This window comes from Telluribacter roseus, from assembly GCF_017355915.2.
Lineage (GTDB): Bacteria > Bacteroidota > Bacteroidia > Cytophagales > Spirosomataceae > Telluribacter.
Genome location: NZ_JAFEUV020000007.1, coordinates 49926 through 62176, shown reverse-complemented (window position 1 = coordinate 62176; position 12251 = coordinate 49926). Strand labels below are relative to the sequence as shown.

Genomic DNA, 12251 nt, shown 5'->3' with positions numbered 1-12251 from the left:
ACAATTAGCTATTGGAAATGGATTGGGTTGAATCAGGGGCATGCTCAGGTGCAGGCAGCGTCTCCAGAAAATCCACCGGAAGTGCCAGAATGGGGACCGTAGCCTGATGGACTACCTCTTTGGTTAGGCTCCTGTGAAACATCCAGTCCAGCAGGTTGGTCTGCTTTGATTGCGCAATCACCAGCATATCCGCCCTTTCTTTTACTGCGTAATGCAGGAGCGTATCGGACGTATCTTCACCCCGAACCAGGTGGTAGGGCAGCTCAGCCACATCCAGATGCAGTAGTTTGGCTAGTTTGGCCTGATACGATTTAAGGAGCTTATCTTCCTGTGCCGCAAAAGTCATATTGAATACAGCATGTACCATCTGCAACTCGGCATGAAGCTGGTCTTTCAGCCTGGCGGTGTAATGAATACCTTTGAAGTCAGTACTTTTGTAGTCACTGGCGTAGAAGATCTTCTTAGGTACTCTGAACTCAAAAGTAGGAGGAACAGCCAGCACCGGACAGGCGGCCTCACTAATGACATGGGAGGTAAAGCTACCAATCAAGACTTCTTTGGCGCCGGTGGCTCCGGTAGTACCCATTATAACCAGGTCAACACAATTCGTGGTGCAATAGGCTGTAATACGTTTGATATCTGTACCTTTTTCCAGATAGATACTAACTGGTACCTGGCTGCCACTTCTGATTATTTCATCCCTGATGGTGTTCAGTCGATCCCTGAGTTTTTGTTCTTCTTCGTTATTTTCCTCATCACGCATGGCCTCCGGAAAAAATCCGCTTTCGATGGGCGAATACGAATGATATAAAATAATGGAAGCACCAAGCAGGGGGGCCAACTGTACAGCATAGTGAAGTCCGTTTTGAGCCGCCGGAGAAAAATCGGTTGGAACCAGTATTTTATGGATGGCATTCATGAGTTAAAGTGTTTAAGGGTATAGAAACCAGTGTTTTACAATACTAAATCGTACTCAGATCAGGAGCCTTCGAGGGACTGCTACTATCTTTAGAGAAAGGACTCGCTGTGAGTAATCTATATAACCACCAATACGTGCCGATTGTCTACGTGGGGATACATTTACAGGGGTCTTTTCCTGAAAATCAGCAAGGGTACTTTGGTAATAAAAGAGAGCTCCGCTGAGTTGCTGGGCCAGAACAGGCGGTCGAGCCAGCTACGGTTTGACTTCGTGAACAGAACAACCATCGAAGGCCTGGAATTATGTACCTCATCGTTAAGATGCTGCGGCAGCGATTTTTCGAGCGTAGCCTTTTTGAGCATAAACGTTACCCTGTCGGTCTGGTGGTTTATTTCTGCTTTGCTGACCAGTTGATCAGCCACCTCAAGCAGAGGGCTGTACTCAAAGTAAACTGTGGAAATAGCGGCATCCAGTGGACCAGCCACGCTCTTTACCAGGTCTAGTTCATGCTTCAGGTCTTGCAGGTCACTGGCATACAGCAGGTGAGTAACGGGTACTCTCCTGTACCGGGCAGGAACCACTACTACCGGTATCGGGGAACTAGCCATGATGGCTGAGCTCAGGGTACCTACCAGTCGGCCCATGACTCCGGCCCCCTGGGTACTCATACAGATCAGGTCCACCTTTTCTTCTAAGGCATAGTCTATGATACATTGGTCAACGGGTGCACCACCTCTCACGACACACGTATAGTTACCGGGTGTTACACCGGCTTGCTTGTATACTTTGCTGACAAAGCGGTTAAGCTTTTCCTGGTGTTTCAGCAGGGTTTTATCAGTAAAGCTCTCTTCTGCAAGCCAAGGGTTCCTCAGTTCTTCAATGATATTCAGGAATACCAGTGAGCTTCCTGTCTGGGCTGCCAGCTGAACGGCAAACCGTATGCCTGCCTTTGAGTTAGCAGAGAAATCCGTAGTAACAAGAACCGTTTGTGCCATGTTGAGTTATATGATTTTAAGCAAAGGTAGAGGTACGCACCCTGAGTGTCTATGATGGCAGTTACGCCCAAAACATGAGCTTGGTCATGTATACCGCCCGAAGTGGCGCGGTGGATGGACGGTCTTAAAGATCAGTTTCAGAACTGACTACCATCAGTCAATTTACATCCGGTGAGGTTGCTACTTTGCAAATAGATACGGCTCCGGTGCAGTGAGGTGGGTGTACGGGTATTTTTGAATGTCCGGTACCGAATACGCTATAAATAATCAGTCACTCTAAAATCACTTCAGACCAATGACCAATTATTCACTCCCTTATATTCCCGATCCGAAGTATACCACCCGGGTTGCTTATCTAAGCATGGAGTATGCGATTCATCAACCTCTCAAGATCTACGCCGGCGGTCTGGGCTACCTGGCCGGCTCGCACCTGCGTAGCGCGGCGCATCTGCTTCAGAATACCATCGGTATTGGTATCCTGTGGAAGTATGGCTACTACGACCAGACCCGCCAGCAGGATCAGCATATGGGAGCCACGTTTGTAGAGAAGCACTATGAGTTTCTGGAGCCGACTCATATCAAATTTCAGATCACTGTACACCAGGCTCCCGTTATGGTCACAGCATACTACCTTGACCCCAGGTACTTTGGTACGGCGCCGCTATTCCTGCTATCGACCGATCTACCCGAAAACGACTACCTGGCCCGCACGATTACACACCGGCTCTATGATGCCAATCCAGAGACAAAGCTGGCGCAGCAAATGCTCCTGGGAACAGGTGGGGTAAAGCTGCTGGACGAACTCGGACTGACCCCCGAAGTATACCACCTCAACGAGTCACATGCCCTGTCGGCGGCCTTTGCCCTGTACGAAAAGTACCACGACTGGGAGGTGGTTCGCCGTAAGATGGTGTTTACCAATCATACGCCGGAAGAAGCAGGTAACCAGAAAACCGACCTGCGCTTACTGGACCGAATGAGTTTTTTCGGGCAGGTTACAGTGGAGGAAGCACTGCGTGCTACCCAGCAAGCGGGTCAGGTGTTTGATCATACGCTGGCAGCTTTTCGGCTTTCGTCCATTGCCAATGGCGTATCCCGTATGCACACCGAAACCGTCAAACGTACCTATAGCCAGCACGGGGGCCTGTGCCCTACTATTGCCATCACCAACGCTCAGGATCAGCACTACTGGGCCGACAAGGACCTGTACCGCCATACGCATCAGCACGATTTGGCCGCCCTGCTGGAGCACAAACAGGCCATGAAGCAGCCCATGCTGGAAGAGGTAGCCGACCAGACCGGTAAGATCTTTAGTCCCAGGGTACTGACGATGGTGTGGGCGCGGCGCTTTGCGGGTTATAAGCGTCCGGAGCTGTTACTGCACGATATGGACCGCTTCCAGAGGCTGCTTTCCAACAAGCAGTTCCCGATTCAGATTATCTGGTCGGGCAAGCCTTACCCTACCGATTACACAGCCATTGGTACCTTTGACCTGATCGTGGAGACTTGTAAGCAGTACCCCAACTGCGCTATCCTCACCGGGTACGAGCTGCGGCTATCCAAAGAGCTCAAACAGGGGGCGGACGTATGGCTGAATACTCCGCGGGTTACCCGCGAGGCATCAGGTACCAGTGGAATGACCGCGGCCATGAACGGAGCCATCAATCTGTCAACCCTGGACGGATGGTTTCCCGAGTTTGTAAGAGATGGGATCAACGGGTTTGTAATCCCGCCGGTGGATTACCAGAAGCCGCACTTTGAGCAGGATGCTGCCGATGCGGCGCAACTCTATGACTTGCTGGAGAACAAGGTACTGCCCATGTACTATCAGGAGCCCGGGCGGTGGGCGGCTATGATGCGGAGTAGTATGGATGACATTTTGCCGTACTTCGACTCGGAGCGTATGGTGGCCGAGTACTACGACCGCATGTATCATCAGGAGGTCCGGAGCCCGGTAGCTAAGCAATATTCATCCTGATCGTGCTCAACCAGGAGTAAACGCGGCCCGTGGGAGGAGGAATGAAGTACATACCGAAACCTCCTCCTTCAGTCCCGGTTGGTGAGAGTTTTGGAGACTATGTAAATGGTAATCACAAGGACAAGTACCAACATGAAGAGACCACCACATACCCCTGCCTTGCTGGAAGTATAAGACATGTACTGGCAACTGCTCAGGATGCAGACAGGTCCCAGCAGGATGTAGTACAGCAAGTGCTTTGTATAATTCATAGGGTAATCGTTGATTACTTCAATGGAAATCGGTTATATCCGCTGCCTGTAACGGCTGAAATATAGTCACTAAACGTGTAGAAGAAAAAGTTATGATACCATAACCCGTATTTCTCCGCGGGCTTACTTCCGAAACTTTCAGTAAAAGTACCCTGAGTAGTAACTCTAATGACTGAACTTAAAGCAGCCGTCTCAGCAGCAGTATAGATAGTCGTATATAGCCGTCCGTTACACAGTTTCACCACCTGATAGCTCGTACGTAGTGCTATTACAGTAAATTCTTTTAAATATGAAAGCGCCCGCTGAGGAAACTGTCGCTGCCTTACTCACTGGTAGTGTCTATATCTACCCCGCACAGTCTCTGTTTAGATCATCTGTAGACTTTATCGGGTTAATTTCATGACCATTCACTAAGTTGTCACTGGATTTTTGTAATATTTATCATCAGGATTTTATCTTGTGCACTAAATTAATAGTACATAGCGCCAATTTCCTTTATCCCTGATGATCAATGACCTGTTAATGATAGACGATGATGATATTTCATTGAAGATAGTGTCACTCACTGTAAAACGCTATCATTTTGCTCAGCATATCTCAACGATGAAGAATGGAAAAGAGGGGCTCGCTTATCTGGAGGATCTGGTAGTCAGGGAAAAAGCACCTCCGAGCCTGATTTTTCTGGATATTAATATGCCTGTGATGGATGGCTGGGAGTTTCTGGAAGAGTACACCCAGCGTTTTGAAAACTATTTCCCCCAAACCAGCATTTGCATGCTTACCTCATCCCTTGATCCGAAAGATCAGGAAAAAGCCTCCCGTTATCCCAGCGTAATTGCCTTTATCAGCAAGCCCATTATACTCGACAATATGGCTATGCTACGCAGCCACCCCCGACTGAGGTATTTCTTTAAATAACAGGTATTTCGAAAGTAGTAGACGTCTTGCTTCGCTTCTCTGAATTACCGTATCAAACAGGTAGCTCGAGTAGGTACCTGTTCACTCTGTCTCCATATCGCCACCATGATCAGTTCATAATCAGCCCATAAAAAAGCCCCAATCAACGATTGAGGATTTTATACATTACTCAGCTAGTTACATGTACTCATATTATTACCCCATAGGTTATCATCTTCGAAGTGGCTCCTCCTATACTACTGGCAGGAGTATAGTTTCGGGCTAATCATCTTGTTAGATTTTCTACACTGAGCCCGACATAGGCTTAGCTCTGCTATATAGATCAGGGTAGGACCGTTGGATCAGATGTAGCAACCGGGCACGGGCCCTGGCGTAGTGGGAGCGAACCGTCGCCTCGTTTATTTCCAGCAGGTCCGCAATTTCGCGGTGGTTGTAGCCTTCTACTACGTACATCATAAATACCATGCGGTAGACAGGCTTCATTTGCTGTACCAGCACCAGGATTTCCTCAGCTGTAATATGCTCAATGACACCTTCATCAAATGTAGAATACGTGGCATCTTCCAGTCCTGCTGTATCTTTTGTGTACCTGACGTTCCTGCGGTAGTGGCTAATAGCAGTATTGATCAGGATCGTACGGAGCCAGGCCTTAAATGGTTGGCCGGAATCATACCTATGGAGGTGCTGGAACACCTTAAGGAAACCTTCGTTCAGGACATCATCGGCTGATGAGGAGCAGTAGCGCAGGCAGATGCTTTTGGCATAGCCAAAGTACTGCCCGTAAAGCGTCCGTTGGGCCCGCTCGCTGCCCGCTATACAGGCCCGCACCACGCTTTCAAAGTCTTCTTCTGCGAATGCTATTTTCTTCCCAAAGAACAAAGGCTTATATGGATTTAAATGAATTACGCACTAAGGCTGGTTCTCCGTATGAAGTGTATGTGTACTTTATCAGTGGACCAGCCTGATTTCAGGTCCTCTCATTCCAGGCCTAGTTGTACGTAGGTCAGATGTACAGTGCTATGTACGGCTAACGTCAGCGGGAGAGGCAAAGGTGCGTGCGAAATGGAGTGTATAGATTAACCGCCCAACTGTATCGATGAGTAGCTAGTGGAATGAATTAAAGAAAAGGAATGGTCGGTTCCTTACCCACTACGTACGGTAGGACTGCATCTGAGTACCAGCAGCTTCCTAAGCAGATCAAATATTTTTTCAGGAAACCTTGATTATCTAAAATATTAAAATCTACTTTGTCTACGAATTTAGTAGAGTAATAACGGAGTACCTAATCAGTAACCACATAATTATGATATAGACTGTACGCTTCTATAAGTACGTACTCTGTCTTCTACTTAACGTTTGTAGGGATGAAAGACAAGTACAAAAAATACCCCCCTGCTACTACATCTGATCTGGACCATCAGACACGCATGGGGGGCACTTGATCTAACCTTTTCAATTAAACCAATTCAAAATTATGAAAAATTACCTTAAGGAAGTCAACCTATTGCTCGAAAGATGGTACTTCTTGTCTTCCGGAACAGGCTCGTTTGGCTTGCATCACCAGCTCCTCACTTCACTCTATCCTTCTGATTACAAATTACAATTGACAGAAAAGAGCCTTCTGTCAGAGTCCTGTTGCCTCCATACTATTCCCTGTTAGAACAAATTGCTGCCCATGTCCAGGACTGTACATGGTGTAGTGCAGGTGTGACTAACACCCAAAATTCCGTCTTACTATCCCTTTCTATTGCCTGTGCTTTCTTACTAGTGGGCTTTAGGTAAGTGCAGATAGTATACCCGTATTGGCTATTGGGTACACTGGCTTGGAATAACAAAAAAAAATAGGGAAATATTTAAAAAGAACTAAGGGTAATCTGTGTAGATCGTGTCTCTACATATAGAGGTCACCAATAAAGTAGGCGAAGGCTATGCATGCATATGTACCCATAATACCCTCCGAGGGCAATTCGCAGTCAGTAAGGCAGTCTTTTATTCAGAGCGTTGGCGATAACGAACTAGTACAGGGACCTAATCAGCATCCTGATTCTGAGTTTTTCATCCGGAAAACATTTGAAGAATGTCCGCGCAAAGGAAGTGAGCTCCTGTTTCGCCGGTACTATAAAGTGCTGTGCAGTCATGCCGTACGGTATATCTATTCCAAAGAGATTGCCGAGGACCTTGTTAGTGAAGTATTCTATAAATTCTGGAAGACCAGGGCCTACGAAGCTGTAACCACTTCGTACCGGTTCTACTTGTTTCGGTGCGTACGCAATGAAGCCTATAATTACCTCAGGCAGGAATTCAAAAACCTGGAGGGGATCGAAATGGCCGAGACAAAAGAATCCTCACCTGCACAGCGGCCTGATCATATAACACAGCTGGATGAAATCCAGACCCGCCTTGAATCACTGGTTGATTCTCTGAGTCCCCAATGCCGGAAAGTCTTTTTGATGAACCGGTTTGACGGGATGAAGTACAAGGACATAGCCGATGAATTGGGTATTTCGGTAAAAACGGTGGAAGTACACATGAGTAAAGCTTTGCAAACGGTAAGACAGGGGCTTAGGGACCATTTACTTTAAGATCAACTGAAAAGCCCGTCACCATAGCTGTACCACTATCAAATTAGCCTTGAACCTACTACTACGATGGAAATCACCAAACAACTGATATTTGACCATTTCGCCCGAAAAACTTCCCCCCTGCAGCGGGAGATGATCGAAAGATGGCTGCAAGCTCAGGAGCACGAAGAACTGTACTACATGTGGCTTGAGGAATGGGAAAGTACCAACCTTCAGTATGTAGCTCAGACGGACCAGGCGTTTGATCAATTTTCAGAATATCTGGAGGCTAATCCGCATACTCAGACGGAGGCTGTTGAGGCAACGACTTACAAGGAACCGAAGGCGACGAACCGGGGCTGGACACGCTGGCTTTCGGTCGCGGCGGTGGTTGTATTGCTGGGATTGGGGGGGCTGGTAACAAAGGATTATCTGCTCTATACTACGTATCAGACCGCCTTTGGCGAAGTCAAAACCCATACGCTTTCGGATGGTAGCGTAGTTAAGCTGAATTCCAACTCCTCGCTCAGAGTACCCCGCTGGGGCTTCGGGAAGAAAACCCGGGAAGTGTTTCTGGCGGGGGAGGCCCATTTCTCCATCACCCACACCGCCGACAACCAACGGTTCGTCGTCAAAACACCAAAGGACTTTGAGGTGGTAGTACTTGGCACTGAGTTCACGATGTACGCCCGTAAGCACAACTCAAAGGTAGTTCTCAAAAAAGGTAAGGTTCAGGTACGATACCAGGAGGATAATACCAGAAAAGACCTCCTGATGAAGCCGGGTGATCTGGTGACGCTTAACCGGAATAATAAGATTGAAATAAAAACGACCCAACAGGCCCAGAAATACTCCGAATGGGAAGAGCAGCGATTTGTATTCGAGGAAACCACCTTAGAAGAAGTGGCCTTTATGCTCCAGGAAAACTACGGACTGCAGGTAGAGATCAGGGGCAAAGTACTTTCTGAACGCGTACTTATGGGCTCTTTCAAAGCAACCAGCGTTGATGAGCTACTTCAGACCATTTCAGAATTATTGGATATCAATGTCGTCAGACAAGGCAACCTTGTACAACTCTCAGATAAATAGACGCTAACCAACTACTACACTTAATCCAGATCTTATGATGAAAATGCTACGCGAAGCCCCAGCGCTGGGGCTGCTCCTGACCGTTTTGCTTTTTTCGCAGCATTCCGGACATTGCCAGACGTTTGCGATGGCCCGGGGAATGCAGCAGGAAAGCCAGCAGGCTACTAAAGCCAGTACCCAGAAACTGAAAGATGTACTTAACGAATTGAAGAGCCTGTACCAGGTAGATATTCTGTTTGAGCTCAAGGTGGTAGAGGGGGTAACAGTACCTACCAACCTGGTGAATCGTGGCCAGGATATTGAAAAAAACCTGGAAAAGGTACTGAAGACATCGGGACTGCAGTATAAGAAAGTCAATAACAGCTCCTACCTGATCATTGAAAACCGGAAGCCTGCCAAGCGGGTCGAAGCCAATGCCCGACTGCAGGAAGACGGCCTAAGCCTGCCGGATAGATCTGCCGAAGGTAACAGCAGGCTGACCAATGCCACGGGTACACAGGCCACGGTAGACCGTACGGTATCCGGTACGGTACGTGACGAAGCCGGAGCGGGACTGCCTGGTGTAAGTGTGATCCTGAAGGGGAGCCAGCGTGGGACTACCACCGATTCCGACGGGAAATTTAGCCTTGCTATTCCGGATAATACCAACAGCACACTTACCTTCTCCTTCGTGGGGTATGCACCCGTTGAGGTAGTTGTCGGAAATCAGTCGGTACTTGACGTACGTATGAAAACCGACGAACGGGCCCTGGAAGAGGTGGTAGTAGTAGGCTACGGTACGCAGAAGAAAAGTGACCTGACCGGCTCCGTTTCCTCTCTGCGTGATAAAGACTTTAATCCCGGCGCTAACGCTTCGGTAGACCAGATGATGCTGGGCCGCTCGGCCGGAGTGCAGATCAACCAGACCAGCTCAGAGCCGGGTGGGGGAGTGTCTATTCGCATCAGAGGGGCCAACTCCCTCAACGCCGGCAGCGAACCCTTGTATGTAATTGACGGACTACCCATCGACAACGGTTCTCTGCTTTCGGCATCGAGCGGCGGAGCGGGTACCGGTACCAACAACAACCCCCGTAACCCTCTGAACTCCATCAACCCGAATGATATAGCTTCCATCGAGATCCTGAAGGATGCCTCGGCGACGGCTATTTACGGATCCAGAGGTGCGAATGGGGTAATTCTGATTACTACCAAAAAAGGATCCAAGGGCAAAATCGGGGTGAACTACGACTTCAACACCGGACTGCAGACCGTCCCCAACAAGCTGGATGTATTGAACACCAGCCAGTACATCCAGTTCATGAATGCGTTGGCCAAGGATGAAGGAAGAGCGCCCGAATTTACCGATGCTGACATTAGCCGGATTGGTGCCGGTACTGACTGGCAGGATCAGGTATACCAGAAGGCCCCGCTCAACAGCCACAATATATCAGTATCCGGTGGCGACGACAAAACAACCTTTTTCTCTTCTCTGAACTACTTTGATCAGGAGGGGGTAGTTAAGCGGTCCGGCATCCGGAAGTACATAGCTCGTGTAAACCTGGAAAGAAAGCTGGGCGAGCGCGTAAGCGTGGGTGTCAATGTGAATACCAGCCTGGTCAAAGATAACAACAGCATTGACGGGGTGAACAACAACGAAAACGCGGGTCCCATCAATGCCGCGTTACTGTATGATCCTACCGAGCCTGTGTATACCGAAGATGGCAGATTCTCCCAGTCAAAGCACCTGACCATCAACAATCCGATGAGTCTGGTGGAGGGGTTGACCAGTACCAACTTCACCAACCGGACCATGGGAAGTATTTTCGTAAAGTATACGATTCTGCCCGGGCTGGATGCCAAGCTGAACTTCGGTTCGGACCGCCAGACCTCCCGCCGGGATTTGTTCAACTCCACCAAGACGCTTAATGGTCTGTCGGCCAAGGGTATCGCCAACATCGCTACCATGGAGCGCTCCAACGTACTGATGGAATATACCATGAACTACAGCAAGCAGCTCAACGAGAAGAGCACGCTGAACCTGCTGGGTGGGGTGACGTACCAGTACTTTAACAACAGGTCTTTCTCTGGTGTGATCAGAGGCTTCCCATCCGATGCCTTATCCACCAATAACCTGGGCCTGGGTGATACCAACAATGATAACCTCTTCAGCGGTCAGGAAGATAACAGCATCCTGTCTTACCTGAGCCGGGTCAACTATACCCTCAATGACAAGTACCTGTTTACGGCTTCACTACGCGCCGACGGCTCTTCGCGTTTCGGTGCCAATAACAAGTTTGGCTACTTCCCGTCGGTGGCTCTGGGATGGCGTCTGAGCGAAGAAGGCTTTCTGCCCAGCTTCTTCTACGACATGAAGCTGCGGGCCAGCTGGGGCCTGACCGGTAACCAGGAGATTAACAACTACGCCTCCCTGACTACCTACACCACCGGAGCTACTGCGGTATTCGGCAATGCGGTCGTGGTAGGTACGCGTCCCTCCCGAATTGCCAATCCTGATCTGAAATGGGAATCGACCGAGCAAACCAATATTGGACTTGATGCGAGTATACTGCAGGGACGCATTAGCGCTACCATTGACTACTTCATCAAGAATACCCGCGATATGCTGATTGACCTGCCACTGCCCCGGGCCACCGGATTTAACTCCATCCTGTCCAACGTAGGTAAGATGCAGAATAAGGGAGTGGAAGTGATGCTTACTTCTACCAACATCAATAAAGCCCGCTTCTCGTGGAGCACCACGCTGAACTTCGCCGCCATCAAAAACAAGATTACCGACCTGGGCGATGTAAAGAATATCATCACGGGTGGGGTTGAGTCCATCGGACCTACCACCATCGTTACGGTAGGGTATCCGGCGTTTTCGTACTATGGCTACGAGGTAACGGGTCTATTCCAGCAGGGGGATAATATCGCCGGATCGGCCCAGCCGAACTCCAAGCCTGGGTACCCTATTTTCAAGGATGTCAATGGAGATAACAAGATTACTCCGCTCGATCAGCAGATAATAGGAAGCCCCTTCCCTGCCTTTACGTTTGGTATCAGTAATACCATTATCTACAAGCGTTTCCAGCTGGACTTCTTCTTCCAGGGGCAGCAGGGAGCTGATATGCTGAACATAAACGTGCTGGAAAGTATGTACCCCAACAACGTCCGCCGGAACCGGATTGCGGAACAGGTACTTGACCGCTGGACACCGGAGAACCCTACGGCTAAGTGGCCTTCGGGTGTACAGCCCTCAGCCTACGGTGGCGGAAAAGTAAATACTCTGGCCCTGCAGGATGCCTCTTACATCCGTCTGCGTAACCTCTCGGTGGGGTATAACCTGCCCGTGGAGAAGCTGAAATTCATTCAATCGGCGCGGGTGTACGTAGTAGGGCAGAACCTGGCCACCTTCACCAACTACGTAGGTTTTGACCCCGAGGCTAATGCCTTTGGCCGGAGCAACGTACGGTTAGACTACAACGGTTACCCGCTGGCCCGCACCTGGATGCTGGGTGTCAATGTAGGTTTTTAATCATTCCAACGAAAAACGTCATAAGC

Annotated in this window: 9 protein-coding genes; 5 read left to right on the top strand and 4 right to left on the bottom strand. The window is 49.1% G+C overall.

Annotation, left to right across the window (positions count from 1 at the left end):
* Positions 1-4 precede the first annotated feature (4 nt).
* Both JTN23_RS14415 and JTN23_RS14410 read right to left on the bottom strand, forming a co-directional pair.
* Positions 5-919: a universal stress protein gene (locus tag JTN23_RS14415; protein ID WP_247235556.1), complete on the bottom strand. Its 915-nt coding sequence runs from the start codon at positions 917-919 to the stop codon at positions 5-7.
* 161 nt (positions 920-1080) lie between these two features.
* Complete coding sequence (locus JTN23_RS14410) at positions 1081-1914, bottom strand: universal stress protein (protein WP_247235555.1); 834 nt, start codon at positions 1912-1914, stop codon at positions 1081-1083.
* 295 nt (positions 1915-2209) lie between these two features.
* On the opposite strand from JTN23_RS14410, the gene glgP reads away from it, so the two are divergent.
* Positions 2210-3892, top strand: a complete 1683-nt coding sequence (glgP, locus tag JTN23_RS14405) for an alpha-glucan family phosphorylase (RefSeq protein ID WP_247235554.1) — start codon at positions 2210-2212, stop codon at positions 3890-3892.
* A gap of 68 nt (positions 3893-3960) precedes the next feature.
* Here the strand turns inward: glgP and JTN23_RS14400 are convergent, their stop codons facing one another.
* On the bottom strand, positions 3961-4143 hold the full coding sequence (locus tag JTN23_RS14400) for a hypothetical protein (protein ID WP_247235553.1): 183 nt from the start codon (positions 4141-4143) through the stop codon (positions 3961-3963).
* Between the two features lie 504 nt (positions 4144-4647).
* Between JTN23_RS14400 and JTN23_RS14395 the strand changes: the two genes are divergently transcribed.
* On the top strand, positions 4648-5061 hold the full coding sequence (locus JTN23_RS14395) for a response regulator (RefSeq protein WP_247235552.1): 414 nt from the start codon (positions 4648-4650) through the stop codon (positions 5059-5061).
* A gap of 282 nt (positions 5062-5343) precedes the next feature.
* Here JTN23_RS14395 and JTN23_RS14390 read toward each other — a convergent pair whose 3' ends face one another.
* The gene (locus JTN23_RS14390; RefSeq protein ID WP_247235551.1) at positions 5344-5940 is read right to left on the bottom strand and encodes an RNA polymerase sigma factor; all 597 of its coding nucleotides are present in this window, start codon (positions 5938-5940) and stop codon (positions 5344-5346) included.
* Positions 5941-6989: 1049 nt separating this feature from the next.
* Between JTN23_RS14390 and JTN23_RS14385 the strand changes: the two genes are divergently transcribed.
* The 3 genes from JTN23_RS14385 to JTN23_RS14375 all read left to right on the top strand — a co-directional run bounded on the left by JTN23_RS14385 (position 6990) and on the right by JTN23_RS14375 (position 12225).
* On the top strand, positions 6990-7643 hold the full coding sequence (locus JTN23_RS14385) for an RNA polymerase sigma-70 factor (RefSeq protein ID WP_247235550.1): 654 nt from the start codon (positions 6990-6992) through the stop codon (positions 7641-7643).
* Between the two features lie 66 nt (positions 7644-7709).
* A complete protein-coding gene (locus JTN23_RS14380; protein WP_247235549.1) occupies positions 7710-8711 on the top strand; it encodes a FecR family protein in 1002 nt (333 codons plus the stop codon).
* Positions 8712-8745: 34 nt separating this feature from the next.
* Positions 8746-12225, top strand: a complete 3480-nt coding sequence (locus tag JTN23_RS14375; RefSeq protein ID WP_247235548.1) for a SusC/RagA family TonB-linked outer membrane protein — start codon at positions 8746-8748, stop codon at positions 12223-12225.
* Positions 12226-12251 lie beyond the last annotated feature (26 nt).